The sequence below is a fragment of the Sphingosinicella microcystinivorans genome (genome assembly GCF_003634215.1).
In the GTDB taxonomy this organism is placed as follows: domain Bacteria; phylum Pseudomonadota; class Alphaproteobacteria; order Sphingomonadales; family Sphingomonadaceae; genus Sphingosinicella; species Sphingosinicella microcystinivorans.
This window is the reverse complement of record NZ_RBWX01000009.1, coordinates 292,196-314,758: the sequence shown is the minus strand read 5'-3', so window position 1 is coordinate 314,758 and position 22,563 is coordinate 292,196. Positions and strand designations below refer to the sequence as shown.

Sequence of the window (22,563 nt, the reverse complement as noted above, 5' to 3'; positions counted from 1 at the left end):
GCGTGTGCAAGACACGCGGGGCTGGAGAGGATGATTATGGGCCGGCGCTATTTCGGCACCGATGGGATCAGGGGTCTCACCAATACGGCACCGATGACGCCGGAAATCGCGATGCGTGTCGGGCAGGCGGCGGGCGCCAAGTTCCTGCGCGGCGATCACAAACACCGTGTCGTCATCGGCAAGGACACGCGGCTTTCCGGCTATATGATGGAATCCGCGCTGATCGCGGGTTTCACCAGCGTCGGCATGGATGTGGTGATGGTGGGGCCGGTGCCGACTCCGGCGGTTGCAATGCTCACCCGTTCGATGCGCGCCGATCTCGGCGTGATGATCTCGGCCAGCCACAACGCCTATCAGGACAATGGCATCAAGCTGTTCGGTCCGGACGGCTACAAGCTTTCGGACGAGGACGAGATCGAGATCGAGGCACTCCTTGAGGCCGCACCGAAACTCGCGGATCCCGAGCACATCGGGCGCGCCAAAAAGATCGAGGACGCACGCGGACGCTATATCCACTTCGCCAAATCGACCTTCCCGGATCACCTGCGTCTCGATGGGCTGAAGCTCGTCGTCGATTGCGCGAATGGCGCCGCGTACAATGTGGCGCCGAGCGCGCTTTGGGAGCTTGGAGCGGACGTCGAGGTGATCGGCGTCAATCCAAACGGCTTCAACATCAACGACGATGTCGGCTCCACGAAGCCTGCGGCGCTCCAGAAGAGGGTTGTCGAGACGGGTGCACACATCGGCATCGCGCTCGACGGGGACGCCGACCGGCTCATCATTGTCGATGAGCGCGGCCAGATCGTGGACGGCGACCAGCTGATGGCGCTCGTCACCAAGAGCTGGCACGCGGCGGGCCGTCTCAAGGGCGGAGGGCTCGTTGCAACGGTAATGTCGAACCTCGGCCTCGAACGTTATCTCGGCGGTCTTGGCCTCAATCTGGAGCGTGCGAAGGTCGGTGACCGCTACGTGCTCGAAGCCATGCGCGCCAAGGGCTTCAACGTTGGCGGCGAACAATCGGGCCACATCATCCTTTCAGACTACTCGACGACCGGCGACGGCCTCGTTGCTGCGCTTCAGGTTCTTGCGGTGCTGGTGGAAGACGGCAGGCCTGCGTCCGAAGTGCTCACGCTGTTCGATCCGCTCCCGCAGCTCCTCAAGAACGTGCGTTTCAATGGCGGCCAGCCGCTTGAAACCGACAGCGTGAAAGGCGTCATCGCCTCTGCGGAGGCGCGGCTTAACGGCACGGGCAGGCTTGTAATTCGCAAGTCGGGGACGGAGCCGCTCATCCGCGTGATGGCGGAAGGGGAAGACATGGGCCTCGTCGAACGCGTGGTCGATGAAATCTGCGAAGCGGTGGCTAAGGCGGCATGACCCGACCCCAGCAGGCACGCGTCCTCGTCATCGCGGGGTCCGATTCTGGCGGCGGTGCAGGCATTCAGGCTGATATCAAGACGATCGCCATGCTGGGCGGCTATGCCGCGACCGCGATCACGGCCGTCACGGTGCAGGACACGAACGGTGTCCACGACGTGCACGCCGTTCCGGTCAGCATAATCGCCGCGCAGATCGAAACCGTGCTGGCCGATATCGGTGCCGATGCCATCAAGATCGGGATGCTCGGCAGCCAGGCGGTGATCGAGGCGGTTGCCGGTGCGCTTACCGACGTTGCCGTACCGATCGTGCTCGATCCGGTGATGATCGCGAAGGGTGGTGCCCACCTTCTGCGCCCCGATGCGGTCGAGGCGCTCACATCGCTGCTCGTGCCCATGGCAGACGTGGTGACGCCCAACATCGTCGAGGCAGAGGCGCTTTCCGGCAAGAAGATCCGATCGCCGGAAGACGCACGCGACGCGGGCGAGGCGATCCTCGGTCTCGGCGCGAAGGCTGTGCTGGTCAAAGGCGCGCATCTGAAGGGCGACCAGATCAGCGACTGGCTCGTGACGCCGGGCCGCGCTAAGGAATGGGTCGATTCCCGTATCGCCACAAAGCACACGCACGGCACGGGCTGCACGCTCGCGTCAGCGCTTGCCGTGGGCCTTGCGCAAAAGATGCCGTTCGAACAGGCGGCGTGGCGTGCGCGCGATTATGTGCGGCAGGCAATCCTTGCAGCGCCGGGCTTCGGCGCCGGCCACGGCCCCCTCGGTCACGGCTGGCCGCTCGCGCGGTGAGGAAGGCGGGGCCGGACAATAGTCACGAGGCGCGCTGCGTTGGCCGTGTCGCGGGCGTGGACGAGGCGGGGAGGGGGCCGCTTGCGGGACCGGTCGTGGCGGCGGCGGTCATTCTCGATCCCGTCTGCATTCCCGAAGGCCTCAACGACAGCAAGAAACTCTCGCACGCGCGGCGGGAGGCGCTGTTCGATATCATACTTGGCTGTGCGCACGTCGGCATCGGCGAGGCGAGCCCCGAAGAGATCGACAGCATCAATATTCTGCAGGCGACCTTTCTTGCGATGACGCGTGCGGTCGCGGCGCTGCCTGTCGTTCCCGATCATGTGCTCGTCGACGGCAACCGGGCGCCGCGCTGGCGTTATCGCTACGATACGATCGTCGGCGGCGACGCGCGCTCGGTGTCCATCGCGGCGGCCTCGATCATCGCGAAAGTGACGCGCGACCGGCACATGGTCCGGCTCCACGAGGCGCATCCCGCTTATGGCTGGCTCGAAAACAAGGGCTACCCGACACGCACGCATCTGGAGGCGGTTTCGCGCTTCGGTGTCACCGTGCATCACCGCCGCAGCTTCGGCCCAGTGCTGCGCGCAACCGAATTTTCTGCCTGAATTTTCCCATTGAGTCGTTTCCGCCACACCCACAAGGGCTGGCGTATGTCGATCCGCGCTATCGCAAGGGGTTGCGGTCAAGACTTCATGTTTAATGGAATCTTAAGTTAACTCTGCAACTCTTTGAATCCATGGACTCTTGACGCAAGAGTCTGTGCCGGGCCAAGGTCCGCGCGCTTTTGGATCAAGTGGGCGAACAGGGGGCATTATGGCGGCCAGACCGGATAGCATCGACGAGGCGTCTCGCGTCTCCTCGCGCATCATTCTCGGCGATTGCATCGCGGAGATGGAGGCGATGCCCGCGAAGTCGGTGGATCTCATTTTCGCCGATCCACCCTACAATCTGCAGCTGAACGGGGACCTCTTCCGTCCCGAGGGCAGCCGTGTCGATGCGGTCGACAACGACTGGGACAAGTTCGACACGTTCGGTGCCTACGACAATTTCACCTGCCGCTGGCTCTCCGCCGCGCGCCGCATCCTGAAGGACGACGGCACCATCTGGGTGATCGGCAGCTACCACAACATCTTCCGTGTCGGCACGGTGTTGCAGGATCTCGGCTTCTGGATTCTGAACGACATCGTGTGGCGCAAGACGAACCCGATGCCGAACTTCAAGGGCACGCGCTTCACCAATGCGCACGAGACGATGATCTGGTGCTCGAAGTCGGAAAAGGCGCGCTACACGTTCAATTATCATGCGCTCAAGATGATGAACGACGACGTGCAGATGCGTTCGGACTGGACGATCCCGATCTGCACGGGCGGCGAGCGCGTGAAGGTCGGCGGCGTGAAGGCGCATCCGACGCAGAAGCCCGAAGCGCTGCTCTACCGCGTGATGATGGCGGCCTCGAACCCCGGCGACGTGGTGCTCGATCCGTTCCTCGGTTCCGGCACGACCGGCGCGATGGCGAAAATGCTTGGCCGCAGCTTCATCGGTATCGACCGGGAGCAGGCCTATATCGAAGTCGCTGAGAAGCGCATCGCGGAAACGACGCCGCTCCCGGCGGACGCCATGCAGATCACGCGCGGCAAGCGTCAGGCTCCGCGTGTCGCTTTCGGCACGCTTGTCGAGGCCGGGCTCATCCTGCCGGGTCAGGAACTCGTCGACACGGCCCGCCGTTACAGGGCGCGTGTCCGCGCTGACGGAAGTCTCGCCTTCAGGGGTGATGCCGGGTCCATCCACCAGATGGGCGCCGCGGCGCAGGGTGCGCCGTCATGCAACGGCTGGACTTTCTGGCACATGGAACGCGGCGGCACGCTCGAACCGATCGATACGGTGCGTGAAGCCTATAGGCGCGACACCGCGGCCTGATCCGTGAAATCCTATTTCCGCCCCACCGGCTTCGTTGATGCGCCCTTCGGCTACGACGGTCGGGTAGCGCGGCTTGCGGGCGGGCTCACGTGGTTCTCGGCTGTCGAGGTCATCGAGCGCAGCGGCGGCAAGCGTGTGTCGCAGCGACTGGTGCCCATATCGGAAATCGATACGTCGAACCCGCTTTGGGCGCGGCTGACGGCGCCTCGTGCACCGATCCAGCTCGGCGAGCGCACGGTGCGCTTTTCCGAGCCTTCAGTGATGGCGATCCTGAACCGCACGCCCGACAGCTTCTCGGACGGCGGCCGCCACGCGACCGACGACGAGGCCGCTGCCGCTGCCGTCGCCATGGCGGCGGAGGGTGCTGCGATCATCGATGTCGGTGGTGAATCCACGCGCCCCGGCGCCGCTGAAGTATGGGAGCAGGACGAAATCGTCCGCGTCGCGCCCGTTATCGAGCGGCTGGCGAAGGCAGGTGTCGCGGTCTCGATCGACACGCGAAAGAGCGCGGTGATGGCCGATGCCCTGTCGCGCGGTGCGGGGATGGTCAACGACGTTTCCGGCCTTACGCACGACGACCGTGCGCTCGAAACGATCGCAAACGCCGGTTGCCCCGTCGTCATCATGCACACGCGGGGCGGCCCCGAGACGATGCAGCGTGATCCGCAGTATGAAGACGCGCTGCTCGACGTCTACGATTGGCTCGAAATGCGCATCGATGCGGCGGTTGCAGCCGGGATCGCGCGCGACAAGATCCTCGTCGATCCGGGCATCGGCTTCGGCAAGACCGTGCGGCACAACCTTGAAGTTCTGAACGGCCTCTCGTTGTTTCACGGCCTCGGCGTGCCCGTGCTTCTGGGGGCCAGCCGCAAGCGCATTGTCGGTGCGCTCTCCAACGAGGCGCCGGTCGATCGCCGCCTTGGCGGCTCGCTCGCGCTCGTGATGACGGCGATCGGGCAGGGCGTGCAGATGGTGCGCGTCCACGACGTTTTCGAATCGGCGCAGGCGATCCGCGTCTGGCGGGGCCTGCGCGATGCGGCGCTCAGCCCGCCCACGCTGTAGGTCGTCGCCCGGCACGGCATCTGCCGCTTGTGAGCGCGCCCGGCGCGCGAGTAGAACGCTGCCGTATCTGGCGGGAGTGGCCCCATTCGATTCGTGCTTGGATTGCTGGCTCTTATCCTGTTCGCCGGGGCGGCTGCGCTCACCGGCGAGGGGATCGCTGCGCCCGATGTCCCGAGCGCGTCGGACGTTCGCGCCGCGCGCAACCTCGCGGTCGCGCTCGCGGAAGTCGCGGCTGCCGAGGAGCCTTCGCCGGTCACGGCCTCGATCGCGGACATGGAGGGTGCGGCGCGCGTGCTCACCAACGGTGTGCCCCGGCTGCGCCTCTCCCCCCGCGTCGCGGACGATGCGCTCGCGGTGAAGGCCGCCTTCCGCCTTTCGGGCGGCACGTGGCTGACGGGGGGCGTGCGCATCACCGAGGTCGAGGACTACGGCTACCCGCAGATTTCCGCGAACATCGGCACGCTGCCGATCCCGACGCTGCTGCTCGAGCCGCTGCTCGGCATGGCCCATAAGGCAGCGGAGATGCGCGCCGGCCAGCGCTTCCCCACGACGCGCGAGGCGATCCTCGCGTTCGAAGCGGGGAAGGGCACGGCCAATGTCGTGCTCGATCTGCCGCGTGGGCTGCTGAAGGGCGTCAGCAAGCTGGCGCCGTCGGACGACGCGATCGATGGACACCTCGCCAACCGGCTCTACGTTTCCGCGTATCAGCGCCTCGAAGGGCGCCCGCTCGATCTGTCCGAGGTCTATGCCGCGCTCTTTGCGGACGCGCCGCAGAGCGGGGAGCGCGCGCGGTCGCATGCGCGGGCCGCGATGGTTGCTGCCGCCATGCTCGTCGTCGGGCCGCGTGCGGGCCGTCTCGCCCGCGACAGCGAGGCCGCGCTCACCCCGATGCTTCCCCCGACGCTGCGGGTGACGCTTGCGGGGCGCGACGACCTTGCCAAGCATTTCACGCTGTCGGCGGCGCTGGCGGCTGCTGCCGATCCCGCCATCGGGCGCGCGCTCGGCACCTGGAAGGAACTCGACGACAGCCTTGCCGGCGGCAGTGGTTTCTCGTTCGTCGACCTTGCGGCGGACCGTGCGGGTCTACGGCTCGGCGAAACGGCGGCCGATCCGGCGCGTGCCGCGCGCCTTTCGCGCCGTTTCTCTGCCGATTCCCCCGAGCTTCTGCCGCTCTCGGCACTTGGCTTCAACGAAGGCATGAGCTCAAGCGCCTTCGAACGCCACTATCGTGACGTTTCCAGCACTGAGTATGCGGCGGCGGTCGCCCGGATCGACCGGGCGCTCGACATGCTTCCTGTGATGCAGCCCTAGTTCAGGCGTTCAACCGCGAGTGCCGTCGCTTCGCCGCCCCCGATGCAGAGGCTGGCGACACCCTTCGTGAGCCCCGCGTCGCGCAGTGCGCCGAGCAGCGTGACGATCACGCGTGCACCGCTCGCCCCGATCGGGTGGCCGAGCGCGCAGGCGCCGCCGTGGACGTTCACCTTGTCCTCGTCGAGCCCGAGGTCGCGGATCGCGCACATCGCCACCACGGCGAAGGCCTCGTTGATCTCGTAGCGGTCGACGTCATTCGCCGACCAGCCGACCTTCTTCAGCAGCTTTTCGATGGCGAACACCGGCGCGGTCGTGAACCATGCCGGGGCCTGCGCGTGCGTCGCGTGGCCGAGGATGCGGGCGATTGGCGTCAGGCCGCGCGCTTTCGCGGTCGATTCGCGCATCAGCACGAGTGCAGCCGCGCCGTCCGAGATCGACGAGCTGTTCGCCGCCGTTACGGTGCCGTCCTTCGCGAACGCGGGCTTCAGGGTTGGGATCTTGTCGAGCTTCGCCTTGCCGGGCTGCTCGTCGATGCTCACCGTCACGTCGCCGCCGCGCCCGCTGACCGTAACCGGCACGATTTCGCCCGCGAACTTGCCGTCCGCGATCGCGGCCTGCGCACGCGTTGTCGAGCGCACGGCGTAAACGTCCTGCGCTTCGCGCGTGAACTGGTAATGGCGCGCCGTCTCCTCGGCGAACGTGCCCATCGCGCGGCCCTTGTCGTAGGCGTCCTCAAGGCCGTCGAGGAACATGTGATCCTTCACCTCGCCATGGCCCATCCGGTATCCGCTGCGCGCCTTCGGGAGGAGGTAGGGGGCGTTCGTCATCGATTCCATGCCGCCAGCGATCATGATTTCGGCGCTGCCCGCGAGGATGATGTCGTGTGCGTCCATCGTGGCCTTCATGCCCGAACCGCACATCTTGTTGAGCGTGGTCGCGCCGACGCTTTCGGGAAGACCCGCGCCGAGCAGCGCCTGGCGCGCCGGGGCCTGGCCCTGGCCTGCACCGAGCACGTTGCCCATGATCACCTGTTCGACGTCTGCGGCGGGAACGCCGGCCTCCTCAAGCGCGGCGCGGATTGCGGCACTGCCGAGCTGGCTTGCGGTCAGGCCGGCAAGATCGCCCTGAAAGCCTCCCATGGGGGTGCGCTTCGCGCCGACGATGACGATGGGGTCCATGGGTGCTACTCCTTTTTCGTTCCGCTCATGGCGAGGCCGGACAACGGATGCGCGCCGGCCACATTGTTTTCCCAGCCCGTCACGCGCGGCGATACCAGCGACCAGCGGATCGGCGACAGGACGGCAATCAGCGGCGCATCCTCTGAAATCAGCCGGTTCGCGCGCCGCTGAAGCTGGATGCGCGTACCGGGATCGTCCTCGGCGGCCGCGTCGGCGAGTAACTGGTCGACCGCCGGGTTGCAATAGCCGCCAAACCGCACCGCGCAGGTGAAGGGTTGCAGGAACGTGTCCGCGACGGGCGCTCGCCCGATGCGCTCGACGGCGGCAAGGTCGAAGTCGCCCTTTTCGATCGCGCGGCGGTGCGAAAGCGGGCCGCGCGCGTAGGCCTTCACGCGGACGCCGATCACGCCCCAGGAATTGCTGATCGCGGCGAGCAGATCGGCGTGTTCGCGGCCGTGGGGTATGGCGACAGACAGTGTCAGCGGCTGGTTGAAAGTATAGCCGGCCTCCGCGAGCAGCCTCACCGCCTCGCTCTCCCGCACGTCGGCGGACCATCCGGCCCAGTCGCCCGCGCTTCCGGCATAGGCATCGGGAAGCGTCGGCGGCAGTGCCGAATAGGCAGGCTGCAAGCCGGTGACGCCGAACAGGCGAGAGAGGATGCCGGTGCGATCGAACGACATGGCGAGCGCGCGGCGCACGCGGATGTCGGCGAGCGGGCCGGAGCTGGTGCGCGCCAGATAGAAATAGAGGCCCCACGTCGGCTCCAGCCGGAGCGTCTGTGAATCGCCGCCCGATCGCGCTGCCCGCAGTCCGGTGAGGCGGCTACCGCTCACGATGTCGAGTTCGCCAGCGTTGAAGCGCCGGATCGCTCCCTCCGCGTCGGTACGGGAGAGCGTTGCCCCGGCGAGCGAGACCGTATCGGCCGCATAATAGGCGCTGTTCTTCACAAGGTGCAGCGCGCCGTCCGCGTCGCCCGCGTCGTCTGCCTTCGTAAATGCGCCTGAAGCGGGCGGGGTTTTGCCAGAGCGGACGATTGCCGCGGCCGGGTCTGCGAGCAGCTGCAGCAATGCCGGTTCGGGTTTGGCGAGCGTGATCACCACCGTGTCGGGACGCGGATCGGAAACGCCGAGCATCCGCGCCGGGCGCCGGTTCGCCGCGATGAGCGCGGCGTTGTTGATCATCATCAACTCATCGCGGAGCGGATTCCCGGAGCCGGGGCTGACGATGCGCCGCATCACGGCAACGACATCGCCGGCGGTGAGCCGCCGCCCGTCCGCCCAATAGGCCTCGCGCAACTTGAACACATAAGTGAGCCCGTCGTCGCTCACCCGCCAGCTGAGCGCCAGAGACGGCACCACCCGTCCGCTCGGCTCAAGCGTCGTCAGTCCGATGTGCATGGCCCGCGCCGCGGCGTTTTCAAGGCTGTCTTCGGGGACGAGGCTTGCGCCGTCGTCGTTCACGAAGGCCATGCGGAGCGCGCTGTCGCTGTCGCTGTCCGTTGCGCGGTCGCAGCCGGCCAGGGCGAGCAGGGTGCAGGCGGTTATGATGGCGGCGCGGATCATGCTTCATGATCTAGACCAGCAGTGTGGCAATTTCAGCCGCGCATTTTCGCTTTCGTCACGAATCTGACCCGCATGCGCGCTAGGTTTGAATTCTCAAGGCGCGGACGGGTCTTTCCCTTCGCGTTGCGGTTCCCCCAAAACCGACTTTACCGGCGGCGCAGAAATGCGCCGCCGACTTTCGTGCTCCTGTCATGAAGGCGCGATTGCATGGGGCGGCGCGCGTCGGTAAGCCTTGCATTCACCATGCCAAGTCACATCTCTCGCGCACCCGCGCACGATATCCTGAAGCTTATCGGCGGTACGCCGCTTGTTCGCCTGCGCGGCCCCTCCGAACGCACGGGTTGCACGATCCTCGGCAAGTGCGAGTTTCTCAATCCCGGGGGTTCGGTGAAGGACCGCGCGGCGCTCTACATGATCGAAGCGGCGGAGCGCGAAGGCCGGCTGAAGCCCGGCGGCATCGTCGTCGAAGGCACGGCGGGGAACACCGGCATCGGGCTTGCCGTGGTTGCGAACGCGAAGAGCTATCGCACGATCATCGTGATGCCTTCGAACCAGTCGGTCGAAAAGATGGCGACGCTGCGCGCGCTCGGCGCCGAACTGGTGCTGGTGCCGCCGACCAAATACGCCGACCCCGAGCATTTCCAGCACCGCTCGCGCCGCATCGCGGAGGAGACGCCGGGCGCGATCTGGGCTGGGCAGTTCGACAATCTCGCGAACCGCCAGGCGCACATCGAGACAACTGCCGAGGAAATCTGGGCGGATACGGGCGGCGCGGTGGACGGCTTCACCTGCGCGGTCGGCACCGGCGGCACGCTCGCGGGCACGGCGATGGGCCTGAAGGCGAAGAATGCGGACATTCGCATCGCGCTCACCGATCCCTACGGCGCGGCCATGTATTCCTGGTTTGCGCGCGGCGTGCTGGAGTCCGAAGGGTCGTCGCTTGCCGAAGGCATCGGGCAGGGCCGCGTCACGGCGAACATCGACGGCGCGCCGGTCGACACGCAGTTCCGCGTGACGGATGAGGAGGCGCTTCGCACCATCCACGACCTGCTCATTGAAGAGGGGATCAGCCTTGGCCTCTCCTCGGGCATCAATATCGTCGGCGCTGAAAAGCTCGCCGCCGAGATGGGGCCGGGCCACACCATCGTCACCGTGCTCTGCGATTCCGGGCTGCGTTACCTCTCCAGCCTCTACAATCCCGCATGGCTGACGGAAAAAGGCCTGCCCGTCCCGAACTGGCTCAGTGCGCCGTGATGCTTTCGTGAGCGCACCATGAGCACCATCGTCCGCTTCGACAATGTCGGCCTGCGCTACGGCACGGGCGCGGAGGTGCTGCGCGACATCGGTTTCCGGCTGGAAACCGGCGCATTCATGTTCCTCGTCGGCTCGTCGGGTGCGGGGAAGACCTCGCTGCTGCGCTTGCTCTATCTCGCGCAGCGGCCCTCGCGCGGCCGGATCGACATGTTCGGGCGCGACATCACCAGCCTGCCGCGCGGGGCGCTTCCCGCGCTGCGCCGCCGCATCGGCGTCGTTCTGCAGGATTTCCGGCTGATCGAGCATCTCACTGCCTTCGACAATATCGCCCTGCCGCTGCGCATCGCAGGCGTGCACGAGGCGGAGGTGAAGGCGCATGTCGATGAACTCATGGCCTGGGTCGGGCTTGCCGAACGCCGCGACGCACGCCCCGCCGTGCTTTCGGGCGGCGAGCAGCAGCGTGTCGCCATCGCGCGCGCGGTGATCGCGCGGCCCGATATCCTGCTGGCGGACGAGCCCACGGGCAACGTCGATCCCGAAATGGCCGGGCGGCTCCTGCACCTTTTCCACGAACTCAACCGCCTCGGCACAACCGTTGTGGTGGCGACGCACGCGCTGCACCTCATGTCCCGCGTGCCCTCCGCGATCACGCTGCGGCTCGATCGCGGGGAGATGCTCGATCCGATGGGCGTGCTGCGCAATCCGCCGCCGGTCGAACCTGCGGAGCTCAGTCTGTGATCGCCTGGCTGCAGCCGCGCGCGCAGCGCTACCGCTTCCTTCCCGAAAGCCGGTGGGCGGGCGGTGCCCTGCCATGGATCATCGGCATGATGACCTTTCTCGCCACGCTCGCGCTCGCGGGCGGTATGGCACTTTCCAACGGCGCGGCGGCGCTCACCGGCGGCCTCTCGCGCAGCTTCACCGTGCAGATCGTCGAGCCGAACCCGGATGTGAAGCGCGAGCACACCGCCGCCATCGCCGCGACGCTGCGCGCGCGCGCCGACCTCGCGGACGTGGTGGTGCTCGGCGACAGCGAACTGCGCGCGCTGGTCGAGCCGTGGCTCGGCTCCGGCAACATCGGTGAAGACCTGCCGCTCCCGGCGATGATCGACGCGCGCTGGCGCTCCGGCACCGGGGATATGGCGGCGATCAGCGAGGCTGTCCGCGCGATTGCGCCCACCGCCCGCATCGACACCCACGCCCAGTGGTTCCGGCCGCTCGCGGGGGTTGTCGAGGTGCTGCGATGGCTCGCCGTCTCGATCGGCGTGCTCGTGGTCGCCACGACTGCGGCAATCGTCGCGCTCTCCGTCCGCGCGGCGCTCAGCACGCACGGGCCGACGATCGAAACGCTTCACATCATGGGCGCCGAGGATCGCACCGTCGCGGCACTTTTTGAATATCGCTACGCCATTCAGGGACTCATTGGCGGCGCGATCGGCGCGATTGCGGGGTTCGCCGTCATCATCTTCATCGGCAATCTGCTCGGCCAGTTCGGCGGCGGGCTCGCTGGTGAAATCGGGCTGTCGCCGCTCGGCTGGACGGCGCTTGCCGCCGTGCCGCTGCTCGTGGCGTTGCTCACGATCCTCACGGTGCGGATCACCGTCGGGCGGAGGCTGAAGCAGCAGCTATGACCGCGGTTCTCGTGCGCTCCGCCATGCTGCTTGCGCTCGCATGGATCGCGGGTTTCGTCTGGTTTGTGCTCAGCCTGCCCGAACCTGCGGCTGATAACATTCGCACGGAAGGCATCGTCGTGCTGACCGGCGGCCCAGGCCGGATTGCGCGGGGTGTCGATCTGCTGCGCGCGGGGAAGGCGGAGCGGCTGCTCATCTCGGGCGTCGATGCCAGTGTCCGGCCGATCGAACTCGCAATCGAGCTGAACGTGCCGGCGGACGTCTTCGATTGCTGCATCGATCTCGGCAAGGAGGCCGCCGATACGCGCGGCAATGGTGAGGAGATCGCGGCGTGGGTGAAGCAGCACGAGTATAAATCCGTGCGCCTCGTCACCTCGCAGTTCCACATCAAGCGCGCGACGGCGGAAGCGCGCGCGCGGATTGGTTCGGGGGTCAGGCTCGTGCCCGATGCGGTGCCTGCGCGTCTATCGGCGCGCCTGCTCGCGCTAGAATACAGCAAGTTCCTGTTCAGGCGCCTGCTGCTGCTGATGGGTGAGGCCTGATGATTGTGTTCCGTTCGATCGCGTTTGCCCTGGTCTTCTATGTGGTGGGCGCCCTTCTCGTTATTGCCGCAGGCTTTGACGCACTGATCTCGCGCCGCCGTGCGCACGTGGGCGCGCGGCGCTGGTCGGCGTTTTTCCTCTGGTCGTCGTCGCGGATCGCGGGCGTACGGCTGAAGATCGTCGGCGAGCCGCCAAAAGGCCCGGTGATCGTCGCGATGAAGCATCAGGCGGCTTACGAGACCATGGCTGCCCCGCGCCTGTTCCGCTGGCCCGCTGTGGTGATGAAGGCGGAACTGATGCGGATTCCGGTCTGGGGTTGGATCGCGCGCCGTCACGGTTCGATCCCGGTTGACCGCGACGCCTCTTCAGCCGCGATGCGCACGATGCTGCGCGTTGCCGAGCAGGCCGTCGCCGAAGGCCGCGAAATCGTGATCTTCCCCGAAGGCACGCGCACGCCGGTGGGCGAGGCCCCGCCGCTGAAACCCGGCGTTTCGGGGCTCTACAAGCTGATGAAGCTGCCGGTCGTGCCGGTCGCGCTCGATTCGGGAACGCTTTGGCCGCGCGGCAGTTTCTGGAAGCAGCCCGGCACGATCACGATGCGTTTCGGCGAGGTGATCCCCGCCGGGCTCGACCGCAAGACGTTTGAGGCGCGGCTGCACGCCGCCATCAACGAGGTGCCGTGATGCGTCGCTTGCCGTTCTGGGTGCCGGTGCTGCCGCTGCTGCTGGGGCTGATCGCCTATTGGCTCTATTGGCAGGGCGAGGCGAAAGGCTTCGGCGAGATCGTGTCTGCCCGGATCGGCGCGCCGGTCGAGACGGCGGGCTTCCCCTACCGGATCGAGGCGCGCGCCGGCGACATTGCCGTCCGGCGGCAGACGCGAGAACTTTCCTTTGCGGCCCATGCGTCATCGGTGGTCGTCAATCGTCAGCCGTGGCGCACAGGCCATGTCGTGGTCGTTGCGGAGCAGCCGCGTCTGCAGTTCGCGCTCACACGGCTGGCGGGCATGCGTCTCGACGTCGAAGCGCCTGCGATGCTGGCGAGCGTGCGGCGGCCGGGAGACACGCTCGAACGCCTGTCGATGCAGTTCGAAACCGCGAAGGTCTGGCTTCCGTTCGCGGGCGGACCGTTCGACGCGTCGAACTTCGAGCTGCACCTGCGCGAAACGCCGGGCGGCGAGCCGCAGGGCAAATCCCCGACGCTGCCGGTTCAGGCCGAGGCGCGCATCGCCGGAACGCTCGACCGTGCAGGCGTCAGCCTGGGCATCGACATTCCCCTGTTCGTGACTGCGCGCGCGCCGATCAACGCGATAGACGGTTGGCGGAACGGCGGTACGATCGAGGTGAAGGGCGCGCAGCTTCTCGCGAGGGACAAGCCGCTCGCGGACATCGATGCCACGCTCGCGCCGCTCCCCGATGGCCGCATCGCCGTCTCGGGCACGATCAGGAGCGAATGTCCGTTCACGGTGAAGGCGCTGCTTGAGGGCACGGTCCCGGCGGCGGAGTACCGCGCGCGCCGCGCGCGCACGATGACGCTGACCGGAGACAGCGCGGCGGGCGTGACCGTCGGCGATCCCGAAGGGGCTAGCGGTGGTCCCGTCCGAAGTCAGGAGCCGCCGTGTCCTGTCCCGCATCGATAATCGTGCGGCGGATGTCGCGGGTGCGCGTGAACAGGTTGAACAGCGTATCGCCGTCGCCCCAGCGGATCGCGCGCTGAAGCGCGGTCAGGTCTTCCGTAAAGCGCTGGAGGATTTCGAGCACCGCGTCCTTGTTGGCAAGGAACACGTCGCGCCACATCTGCGGATCGGAGGCGGCGATGCGCGTGAAGTCGCGGAAGCCGCCCGCCGAATATTTGATCACTTCGGACCGTGTCACGCCTTCAAGGTCTGAAGCGGTGCCGACGATCGAATAGGCGATCAGGTGGGGCAGGTGGCTCGTCACCGCCAGCACCAGATCGTGGTGCTGCGCGTCCATCGTCTCGACCTTGCTGTCGAGACGCTTCCAGAACTCGGCAAGGCGCTCGATCGCCGTCTCGTCCGTGCCGGGGAGCGGCGTCAGGATGCACCAGCGCTGGTGGAAGAGTTCGGCGAAGCCCGCATCCGGGCCAGACTTTTCGGTGCCCGCCACCGGGTGCGCGGGGATGAAGTGCACGCCTTCGGGGATCAGCCCGGCGAGCGCGGCGACGCTTGCCTTCACAGACCCCACGTCGCTGACGATGGCGCCTTTTGGCAGGTCGGCGCGCATCTCCTCGATCGCCGCGCCCATCTGCCCCACGGGCACGCACAGCACCACGAGGTCGGCGTCGATCACGGCGGCGCCGGGTGTGTCGGCGATATCGTCGAGGAGGTCGAGTTCATCGACGCGTGCGCGGACGGCCGCGCTGCCGTCATAGCCGACGAGGCGTACGGTCGGCATGTGCAGCCGCACGGCGCGCGCGAGCGACGAGCCGATGAGACCTAGCCCGATGATGGCGACGCGGGAGAAGGGCAGCATCAGCCGAGGAAGGCGCGGAGAGCGCCGATCACGGCCTGCGTTTCCTCGTCGGTGCCGATCGAGATGCGCAGGGCGTTGCCAAGGCCCTGGTTCGGTAGCCAGCGTGTCAGGAACCCGCGTTCGGTGAGGTAGGCGTTCGCCGCCTCCGCCGTGTGCGCCCCCGTTTCGGGAAACGTCACCAGCACGAAGTTCGCCGCCGAAGGCACTGCGCGCAGCCCCTTGTTGTCGAGCGCTTCCACGGCAGCGATAAGCGCCGCGCGGTTGCGGGCGTTGTCGGCGCGGCATGTGGCCACGAAGTCCTGGTCGGCAAGCGCGGCGACCGCGCCCGCAAGCCCGGCGCTGGTGACGTTGAACGGGCCGCGGATGCGGTTCACCATGTCGATCACATCCGGCGCGCCGTAGGCCCAGCCGATGCGCTCCGCCGCGAGGCCGTAGATCTTCGAGAAGGTCCGCGTCATCACGACGTTCGGGTGGACACGCGCAAGCGCGATGCCGTCGTCGTAGCCCGGCTCCTCGACATATTCGGCATAAGCGGAATCGATCACCAGCAGCACGTGCGGCGGCAGTCCGGCGTGCAGCCGCTCAACCTCGCTCTGGGCGATCAGCGTGCCGGTTGGGTTGTTGGGGTTGGCGAGGTAGACGACTTTCGTCCGCTCGGTGACGGCGGCGAGCAGCGCATCCACATCGGCCGTGTAATCCGTGTCCGGCGCCGCGACCGGCGTCGCGCCCGCGCGCTCGGCGGCGATCGGATAGACCATGAAGCCGTGGCGCACGTAGAGCACCTCGTCGCCGGGGCCGGCGTAGGCGAGGGCGATGCACTGCAGGATTTCGTCAGATCCGGTGCCGCAGACGATGCGGTCCGCCTCGAGGCCGTGCAGCGCCGCGATGGCTTCGCGCAGATCGTGGCTGCTGGCGTCCGGGTAGCGGTTCGCCTTGCCGACGGCGGCGCGCATCGCCTCGATCGCCTTCGCGCTCGCGCCGCGGGGGTTCTCGTTCGAGGAGAGCTTGACGAGCGTTACGCCCGGAGCGGCCTGCGCGCGGCCCGGCACATAAGCCTCGATAGCGCTTATCCAGGGCTTCGCGGTCGGGGCCTTCGTCATGTTGCCAGCTTTCCTGCTCTCTGTTCGGACGGCACGGGCATTGGACGATGCGGCGCGCGGTTGCAAGAGAACGCCGACGGAAAATCGTGTCGACCCTGAAACAACGGATGAAACCAAATCCGCACACCGCGCGTTGGCGGCTCAGTGAAAACAACAGGGAGATATGCCGTGGATAAAGGCAGTCGCACCATCGTTATCGTCGTCGCTGTGATCGTTCTGCTGGCCGTCGTCGGCTATGCCCTGGGTCTGTTCAATGTCGATGCGAGCGGCGATCTGAAGACGCCACAAGTCAGCGTCTCGGGCGGCGAGATACCGGAAGTTCAGGTCGAAACCGGCGAGATCAACGTCGGGACGGAATCGGCAAGCGTTCCGGTTCCTGACGTCGAGGTGAAGACCGACAAGGTTGATATTGACGTTCCGACGGTGGAAATCACCCCCGCTGGAGACGACGGTAGCGCCAAGCAGTAAGCAACAGCATTGCCGTCGAGCGCCCCGGCCGGAATCCCCCTCCCGCCGGGGCGCACAATTTTTGGGGGCGTAATCGCTTCGGCGTGATTGACCTTGCGCGCCGCGTCGTTGAAACCGGCGCCGTGCACGCGCAAGGCAGCCCAACATGAGCGTAGGCTCTCTCTCCGATTTCGCAGCCGGCGGTGCGATGGCCGCAGCGCTTGGCGAGGCGCGCGCGGCGGCGGAACGCGGCGAGGTGCCGGTCGGTGCCGTGATCGTCGATGCGGACGGCACCGTGCTTGCAGCCGACGGCAACCGGACGCTTGAACTTTCGGATCCCACCGCCCACGCCGAGATGCTGGTGATCCGCGCGGCCGCTGCGCGCATCGGCTCCCAGCGGCTCTCGGGATGCGACCTCTATGTGACGCTCGAGCCGTGCCCGATGTGCGCGGCGGCGATCAGCGCGGCGCGCATTCGGCGGCTCTATTACGGCGCGTCCGATCCTAAGAGCGGCGGCGTCGAGCATGGCCCGCGCATCTTCGCCAGCCCCTCCTGCCACCACCGCCCGGATGTGTATCCGGATATCTCCGCGTCCGCGTCCGCGGTCCTGCTGCGCGAATTCTTTGCCGCGCGGCGTTAACGCTCGTCTCAGCATTTGCGTCTAAGTGCCGATATCGGATAGGTTTTATCCGAATCAAGGGGTCCGGGAGTGCAAGGGGTCGTCACCGCAAGGGACGAGAAATGCTGTTCAAAAAAGTGCAGGCGTTCGTGGACAAGGCCAAGAAGGCCAACGACCTGCTGACCCTCACCAATCTTACGCAAGCCATTACCGAAGAGCTCGGTTTCGATTGTTTCGCCTTGCTGCATTCACCGCGGCAAAGCCGCGTGCCGGCCGAAACCTTGCAGCTCACCACCTATCCGGGTGTGTGGGTCGAAATGGTCCGTGACCGCGCCTACTGGGTGGACGATCCCGTGTTCGCGGCCTGCGAAATTGCGGTTGCGGGTTTCCCGTGGAAGCACATTCCGGACATGGTCGTGCTGAGCGAGCGGCAGCGCGACGTGATGCGTGTCGCGCGCACCGAAGGCCTGCTCGACGGCTTCACTGTCCCGATGCCGAAAGGCGGCACGACTGTCGGCCTCTGCTCGTTCGCGACGCGCCGCGAACGCCGCAGCGATCATTATGGCGCGGCTGCCGCGCAATCGGTCGGCTGGTTCGCGTTCGAAGCCGCCCGCCGCATCAGCACGCACGAACCGATCCCGCTGCCCCCGTCGGCCGCGCTGACTCCGCGCCAGCTCGATTGCATCGTGCTTTACGCGCGCGGCAAAAGTGATGCGATGATGGGGCGGCTGCTCGGCATCAGCCCCAAAACGTGCAACGAGCATATCGAGATCGCAAAGCGCCGCTACGGCGTCGCCACCCGCCAGCAACTGCTCGCCCGCGTGCTGTGGAACGGCCAGCTCAGCTTCGCGGATATCCTGAGCTGAAGGGCGCCTTCGGGCGCGCCTGACTCAAAATTGCCTTAAACGTGAAACACGTTCGCAGTCCCCGGTAGTTACCGGGATAGTAACCATGCATATTTTTGAGTTAAGAAGGAAAAACTGCTGGTGCGCTGTACGGCGCAGTGTTTCGTGAGGGGGCTATGATCAAGTTCGTAACGGCGAAGAACAAGTCGCAAAACCAGGCGCTCATCGATCAGATGCACCAGGACCGCAAGCGTGTCTTCGTGGACTGGCTGAAGTGGGATATCCCGGTCGTCGGCGATAAGGAAATCGACCAGTACGATACCGACGATGCCATTTACATCATCGATGTCGATGCGGAGGGCAACCATGTTGCCTCGATCCGCCTCCTGCCGTGTTCGGTCCCGACGCTGATGGCGGAGCATTTCGCCGACATGGTGCAGAGCCCGGTTCCGGCGGATGACACCGCCTGGGAAATGACGCGCCTGTGCGCCAATCCCAACGTCAAGGACAAGCTCGCCCAGTGGACGGGCCGCAAGAACATCACCGTTGCCGCGATCGAGTTCGCGTTGATGCGCGATATCAAGCAGCTCATCTTCGTGACGCATTCGAGCTGGGTGCCGACGATCCTGTCGGTGGGCTGGGATATCGAGCTGCTCGGCTTGCCGCGCAAGGACGGCACGGAATCGATCGCCGCGATGCGGATCAACGTCACGCCCGAAACGCTGACGCTGATCCGTCGCAACTGGGGCGTGAAGGAATCGCTGCTGCCGGCCGAAGAGACGCTTTCAGCGGTCGCCTGAGGAGGCGTCGCCCGAAAGGGACGACGAGTTCAAAACATGCTGGACACCAAAGTCGCGGCTTCGCGGCGCGATGCCGCGCGTTCTTTCAAGATCACAATCGGCCAATCGAATGTGTTGTAGCTGCCGGTCATGCGCGGCGTTCGCGCTGGCCGGGCGGGTCAGCGAGGCGAAGGCGCTGCTCGATGCCATCAATGTGGGCGGATTGTTCGATCCGGGGCAGGATGAGGATGCGCGTACGGCGGGCCGTGCGCTTCTCGATGTGGTGCTGAAGCGCCTTGCCGACAGTGTGGAGGATGCGCGCCGCCTGCCGACGCTGTGCGATCCGCTCAGCCGGGAGGACCGAGCGTCTTGAGATAGGCGACAAGGTCGTTGATCTGCTCGGGGGAGAACTCGAACGCGGGCATGTCGCCGTGGCCCACGAACACGCCCTCGGCAAAGGCTTCGGCGATGTAGTCGGGCGGATAGCTCGTGAACAGCGTGGCGAACGAAGGGGCGGAGGCGTTCGCGCTCTTCTGCCCGGGCTGCGTGGCGTGGCAGCGCGTGCAGTTCGCCTCGGCGAGCGCCTTGCCGCGCGTGATCGCGGGGACGTCGCGCGAAAGTTCGGAGGGGGGCGGCGGATTGCCCTCGGGCATCGGCGCGGGGGGAGTGGCCGCAGGTGCCTGCGCCGGCTGCGACGCGGGGGCTTCGGTTTCGGCGGGCTTTTCTGCGTCCTTCTTCTTCTCGCACCCGGCGAGGACAAGGCCTCCCGCCACCGCGATCATTGCCAGCCGTGCCGTAACTCCCGGAATTCCCATGCGCATACTTGTCTCCTCGCGCGCACAATGCCGTCTGCACAGCCCGCGTCAACGGGGCGGATGCGACGAACGGCGTGTTTTGGTCCTCGGTTCATCCCAATCGTGGGGAACCGGCCGGGACCGCCTCCGTTGGTCAGGTATATCCAATGGAGGAGAGCTTAGGATGCAGAACGAAAAAATGAGCGAGACCAACGACCTCATCTCGTCGGAGAAGGTGGACGGAACGTCCGTTTATGGCCGTGACGGCGAACGGATCGGGTCGGTCAAATCGCTGATGATCGAGAAGCGCGGCGGCCGGGTGACCGACGCTGTCGTCTCCGTCGGCGGCTTTCTCGGGATGGGCGAGAAGTACCACAGCCTGCCGTGGTCGACCCTGAAGTACGACACGGATGTGGACGGCTACCGCCTCGACGTTACCGAAGACCAGCTTCGCAGTGGTCCCACGTTCGACGACGCGAGCCGGGATACGGCGCTCGACCGCGCGTATCAGCACCGCGTCTATTCGCATTATGGTGTGAACCCCTACTGGTAAGCACCGGTTAGACGCGCGCAGCGGCTCGCGGCCTTTAAGGGGTCAGCGGGCCGCTGTTTGCATTCGGTGATGCCGCCGCCTATGCCGATTCCCCATGCGCGTCCCCGTCCTGCTTTTGCTTGCCATCGCCGCCTGCGGCAATGCCCCACCGCCCGCTATTGAGCCGCTTGCCGTCGAAAGCGTCGCCGTGCCCTTCGATGCCCGCGACGCTGCGAGGCAGGGGGAGGGGCGCCTCAGATATGCGGGCGGCGTGGCGTTGCGCTCGGCGACGTCCTGGTTTGGCGGTCTCTCGGGGCTTCGCTGCCCCGATCGGTGTTATGCGGTCGGCGATGCCGGTATCTTGCTGAGTTTCGACCGCGTGGAGCGGGATGGCCGGCTTGTCGGCATCGAAAACGTCCGCGGCGGCATGCTTCTCGATCGCGATGGCGCGGCCGGCACAAAAGCGACGCGCGACGCGGAATCGCTCGTGCTCAGTCCAGGCGGAGCAGAGGCGCTGGTCGGCTTCGAGCGCACGAACAGCCTGTGGGTCGTGCCTTTGGGCCAGTCGGAATGGCGCGCAAAGCAGGTCTATTCACTTCCCGAAATGAAGGACTGGCCGCTGAACGGTGGCGCGGAGACGCTTGTCATGCTGCCGGGCGGCGTACCGCTCGTCATCGCCGAAGAGGCGCCGGACGGCGGAGACCGACCCGCGCTCGCCGTCGGCGCTGTGCAGCGCCCGGACGGCACACGCGTGAACCTCGCGTTCCGCTACCACCCGCCCGCGAACTTCTCGCCGACGGACGCCGCCCTGCTTGATGATGAACGCCTCATCATCCTGAATCGCGCCTTCTCGCCGCTCACCGGCGTTGCGATGGCACTCGTCGAGGTGCCGCTGGCGGAGATGCGGGAGGGCGCGACCGTGCAGGGCAGGGAGATCGCGCGTCTGCGCCCGCCCGTCAGCATCGACAATATGGAGGGGATCGACATTCGCCGCGAAGGCGCGCGCGTGTTCATCTATCTCATCAGCGACGACAACTTCAACGCCGCGCAGCGCACGCTGCTCCTGAAGTTCGAGCTGCTTCCCGAATAAGAAGAAGGGCCGGTGGAGACGCTCCACCGGCCCTTCGAAATCTTCGAAAATGAACCCGCTCAGGCGGCTGCGGCGGCGTTCAGCTTCTTCTTGATGTCGCGCTTCAAACGGCGCGCCTTCAGGCTCAGCTTCTCGTCGCGGGTCTTCACCAGCCAGTTGTCGAGGCCGCCGTTGTGCTCCACCGAGCGCAGGCCGTGCGTCGAAACCTTCAGGCGCACCGTGCGACCGAGCGCGTCGGAAATCAGCGACACGTTCTGGAGGTTCGGCAGGAACACCCGCTTGGTCTTGTTGTTGGCGTGAGACACATTGTGACCCACCTGGCGACCCTTACCGGTCAGCTCGCAAACGCGCGACATCGTTTTCGTCCTCGAATCTTGTGTTTCAGCCGTGGCTTGAAAGTGGGCGCCTATAGGGGAGACCCGCCTTCGCGTCAACCGCGCTCATCCGCTGCCGAGCTTTGAAAGCACGAAGGCGAACAGAAATCCGGTGACCGCGATCAGCCCAGCGAATTCGGGCGTTTCCTCGGTGGCCTCCGGGATCATCGTGTCGACAAGCATAGCAAGGATACCCCCCGCTGCAACCGCAGTCGTCGCGGCAAGCACGTTCGGGTCTGCGCCCGCGAGCAACAGGTTGCCGAGCAGCGCCGCGAGCCCCGAGGCAAGCGCGATTCCGCCCCAGACACCAAAGATGTACTTTGGTCCGCGCCCTGCCGCGCGCATCCCGGCGGCGCTTGAAAGCCCCTCCGGCACGTTCGAGAGGAACACCGCTGCGACCATCACGAGGCTGACGCCCGTGCCGTCGAGCAGGCTGACGCCGATCGCGATCGATTCGGGGATGCCGTCGAGCAGTGCGCCGACGGCGATGGCCAGCCCGCCGCTGTCCGCGGCCGGTGTCTGGCTTTCGTCGGGGTTGTAGCCTGATCGCTTGCGGTGCCGCGCGCCCCGGCGGGAGATCGCGATGTTTGCGGCGGTATAGATAATGGCGCCGCCCAGGAATCCCGCGGCGGCGGCATCGAAGCCGCCCTGGCGATAGGCCTCGTCCATCAGGTCGAAAGCGACCGCGGAGATCAGCACGCCCGAGCCGAACGCCATCACCACCGCGATCAATCGCTGCGAAGGGCGGCGGAGCGTGGCGAAAGCGGCGCCGATCAGCAGCGCGCACCCGCTGCCGAACCCCCACACGCCTGCTTCAAGCCATTGCGGCACGGCACCCCCACACGCTTCGCCGATATCCCGGCATA

Annotated in this window: 26 protein-coding genes; 19 read left to right on the top strand and 7 right to left on the bottom strand. The window is 66.4% G+C overall.

The features are described 5' to 3' along the window. Nucleotides 1–36: 36 nt before the first annotated feature. The 6 genes from glmM to DFR51_RS13825 all read left to right on the top strand — a co-directional run bounded on the left by glmM (nt 37) and on the right by DFR51_RS13825 (nt 6,464). Nucleotides 37–1,374: a phosphoglucosamine mutase gene (gene glmM / locus DFR51_RS13850; protein ID WP_121052526.1), complete on the top strand. Its 1,338-nt coding sequence runs from the start codon at nt 37–39 to the stop codon at nt 1,372–1,374. Then, complete coding sequence (gene thiD / locus DFR51_RS13845; protein ID WP_121052161.1) at nt 1,371–2,171, top strand: bifunctional hydroxymethylpyrimidine kinase/phosphomethylpyrimidine kinase; 801 nt, start codon at nt 1,371–1,373, stop codon at nt 2,169–2,171. The genes glmM and thiD overlap by 4 nt, the downstream gene beginning before the upstream one ends. Then, on the top strand, nt 2,168–2,779 hold the full coding sequence (locus DFR51_RS13840; RefSeq protein WP_121052160.1) for a ribonuclease HII: 612 nt from the start codon (nt 2,168–2,170) through the stop codon (nt 2,777–2,779). The genes thiD and DFR51_RS13840 overlap by 4 nt, the downstream gene beginning before the upstream one ends. Before the next feature lie 208 nt (nt 2,780–2,987). Then, nucleotides 2,988–4,091, top strand: a complete 1,104-nt coding sequence (locus DFR51_RS13835) for a site-specific DNA-methyltransferase (protein WP_121052158.1) — start codon at nt 2,988–2,990, stop codon at nt 4,089–4,091. A gap of 3 nt (nt 4,092–4,094) precedes the next feature. Beyond that, nucleotides 4,095–5,153, top strand: a complete 1,059-nt coding sequence (gene folP, locus DFR51_RS13830) for a dihydropteroate synthase (protein WP_121052156.1) — start codon at nt 4,095–4,097, stop codon at nt 5,151–5,153. A gap of 102 nt (nt 5,154–5,255) precedes the next feature. Next, nucleotides 5,256–6,464 carry a hypothetical protein gene (locus DFR51_RS13825; RefSeq protein WP_121052154.1) on the top strand — a complete coding sequence of 403 codons (1,209 nt, stop codon included), beginning with the start codon at nt 5,256–5,258 and terminating at the stop codon, nt 6,462–6,464. Here the strand turns inward: DFR51_RS13825 and DFR51_RS13820 are convergent. Next, on the bottom strand, nt 6,461–7,642 hold the full coding sequence (locus DFR51_RS13820; protein WP_121052152.1) for an acetyl-CoA C-acyltransferase: 1,182 nt from the start codon (nt 7,640–7,642) through the stop codon (nt 6,461–6,463). The two genes, DFR51_RS13825 and DFR51_RS13820, sit on opposite strands and share 4 nt — an antisense overlap. Before the next feature lie 5 nt (nt 7,643–7,647). Beyond that, nucleotides 7,648–9,204: a peptide ABC transporter substrate-binding protein gene (locus tag DFR51_RS13815; protein WP_121052150.1), complete on the bottom strand. Its 1,557-nt coding sequence runs from the start codon at nt 9,202–9,204 to the stop codon at nt 7,648–7,650. A 243-nt stretch (nt 9,205–9,447) separates the two neighbouring features. Between DFR51_RS13815 and DFR51_RS13810 the strand changes: the two genes are divergently transcribed. The 6 genes from DFR51_RS13810 to DFR51_RS13785 are packed head-to-tail and all read left to right on the top strand — an operon-like array spanning nt 9,448 to nt 14,264. Continuing rightward, on the top strand, nt 9,448–10,458 hold the full coding sequence (locus tag DFR51_RS13810) for a cysteine synthase A (protein ID WP_121052524.1): 1,011 nt from the start codon (nt 9,448–9,450) through the stop codon (nt 10,456–10,458). An 18-nt stretch (nt 10,459–10,476) separates the two neighbouring features. Then, entirely contained in the window at nt 10,477–11,196 is a 720-nt protein-coding gene (gene ftsE / locus DFR51_RS13805; RefSeq protein ID WP_121052149.1) for a cell division ATP-binding protein FtsE, read from the top strand. Further along, complete coding sequence (locus DFR51_RS13800; protein ID WP_121052147.1) at nt 11,193–12,086, top strand: cell division protein FtsX; 894 nt, start codon at nt 11,193–11,195, stop codon at nt 12,084–12,086. The genes ftsE and DFR51_RS13800 overlap by 4 nt, the downstream gene beginning before the upstream one ends. Further along, nucleotides 12,083–12,628 (top strand): YdcF family protein, encoded by a 546-nt coding sequence (locus DFR51_RS13795; RefSeq protein WP_121052145.1) that lies wholly within the window; start codon nt 12,083–12,085, stop codon nt 12,626–12,628. The genes DFR51_RS13800 and DFR51_RS13795 overlap by 4 nt, the downstream gene beginning before the upstream one ends. After that, the gene (locus DFR51_RS13790; protein WP_121052143.1) at nt 12,628–13,311 is read left to right on the top strand and encodes a lysophospholipid acyltransferase family protein; all 684 of its coding nucleotides are present in this window, start codon (nt 12,628–12,630) and stop codon (nt 13,309–13,311) included. The genes DFR51_RS13795 and DFR51_RS13790 overlap by 1 nt, the downstream gene beginning before the upstream one ends. Next, a complete protein-coding gene (locus DFR51_RS13785; RefSeq protein WP_126494986.1) occupies nt 13,311–14,264 on the top strand; it encodes a DUF2125 domain-containing protein in 954 nt (317 codons plus the stop codon). Before DFR51_RS13790 ends, DFR51_RS13785 begins: the two co-directional genes overlap by 1 nt. Here DFR51_RS13785 and DFR51_RS13780 read toward each other — a convergent pair. Then, nucleotides 14,209–15,117, bottom strand: coding sequence for a prephenate/arogenate dehydrogenase family protein (locus tag DFR51_RS13780; RefSeq protein ID WP_121052139.1), 909 nt, complete (start codon nt 15,115–15,117; stop codon nt 14,209–14,211). The genes DFR51_RS13785 and DFR51_RS13780 overlap by 56 nt on opposite strands. After that, nucleotides 15,117–16,217, bottom strand: a complete 1,101-nt coding sequence (gene hisC, locus DFR51_RS13775) for a histidinol-phosphate transaminase (RefSeq protein ID WP_121052137.1) — start codon at nt 16,215–16,217, stop codon at nt 15,117–15,119. Before hisC ends, DFR51_RS13780 begins: the two co-directional genes overlap by 1 nt. Before the next feature lie 168 nt (nt 16,218–16,385). On the opposite strand from hisC, the gene DFR51_RS13770 reads away from it, so the two are divergent. The 5 genes from DFR51_RS13770 to DFR51_RS13750 all read left to right on the top strand — a co-directional run bounded on the left by DFR51_RS13770 (nt 16,386) and on the right by DFR51_RS13750 (nt 19,280). Further along, nucleotides 16,386–16,685 carry a hypothetical protein gene (locus DFR51_RS13770; protein ID WP_121052135.1) on the top strand — a complete coding sequence of 100 codons (300 nt, stop codon included), beginning with the start codon at nt 16,386–16,388 and terminating at the stop codon, nt 16,683–16,685. Nucleotides 16,686–16,872: 187 nt separating this feature from the next. After that, nucleotides 16,873–17,304, top strand: a complete 432-nt coding sequence (locus tag DFR51_RS13765) for a nucleoside deaminase (protein ID WP_121052522.1) — start codon at nt 16,873–16,875, stop codon at nt 17,302–17,304. Between the two features lie 101 nt (nt 17,305–17,405). Further along, complete coding sequence (locus DFR51_RS13760; protein ID WP_121052133.1) at nt 17,406–18,149, top strand: helix-turn-helix transcriptional regulator; 744 nt, start codon at nt 17,406–17,408, stop codon at nt 18,147–18,149. 155 nt (nt 18,150–18,304) lie between these two features. Then, entirely contained in the window at nt 18,305–18,928 is a 624-nt protein-coding gene (locus DFR51_RS13755; RefSeq protein WP_121052131.1) for an acyl-homoserine-lactone synthase, read from the top strand. A 109-nt stretch (nt 18,929–19,037) separates the two neighbouring features. Beyond that, complete coding sequence (locus DFR51_RS13750) at nt 19,038–19,280, top strand: hypothetical protein (protein WP_121052130.1); 243 nt, start codon at nt 19,038–19,040, stop codon at nt 19,278–19,280. On the opposite strand, the gene DFR51_RS13745 is transcribed toward DFR51_RS13750, so the two are convergent. Then, on the bottom strand, nt 19,255–19,728 hold the full coding sequence (locus tag DFR51_RS13745) for a c-type cytochrome (RefSeq protein WP_121052128.1): 474 nt from the start codon (nt 19,726–19,728) through the stop codon (nt 19,255–19,257). The two genes, DFR51_RS13750 and DFR51_RS13745, sit on opposite strands and share 26 nt — an antisense overlap. A 157-nt stretch (nt 19,729–19,885) precedes the next feature. Here DFR51_RS13745 and DFR51_RS13740 point away from each other — a divergent pair, with 157 nt between their 5' ends. Continuing rightward, complete coding sequence (locus tag DFR51_RS13740) at nt 19,886–20,254, top strand: PRC-barrel domain-containing protein (protein WP_121052126.1); 369 nt, start codon at nt 19,886–19,888, stop codon at nt 20,252–20,254. A gap of 94 nt (nt 20,255–20,348) precedes the next feature. After that, nucleotides 20,349–21,323 (top strand): esterase-like activity of phytase family protein, encoded by a 975-nt coding sequence (locus tag DFR51_RS13735; protein WP_121052124.1) that lies wholly within the window; start codon nt 20,349–20,351, stop codon nt 21,321–21,323. Between the two features lie 59 nt (nt 21,324–21,382). Here DFR51_RS13735 and rpmB read toward each other — a convergent pair whose 3' ends face one another. Together rpmB and DFR51_RS13725 are read right to left on the bottom strand one after the other, a co-directional pair. Next, nucleotides 21,383–21,679: a 50S ribosomal protein L28 gene (gene rpmB / locus DFR51_RS13730; RefSeq protein ID WP_121052122.1), complete on the bottom strand. Its 297-nt coding sequence runs from the start codon at nt 21,677–21,679 to the stop codon at nt 21,383–21,385. A gap of 84 nt (nt 21,680–21,763) precedes the next feature. Further along, on the bottom strand, nt 21,764–22,528 hold the full coding sequence (locus DFR51_RS13725) for a ZIP family metal transporter (RefSeq protein WP_121052120.1): 765 nt from the start codon (nt 22,526–22,528) through the stop codon (nt 21,764–21,766). Between the last annotated feature and the right edge of the window lie 35 nt (nt 22,529–22,563).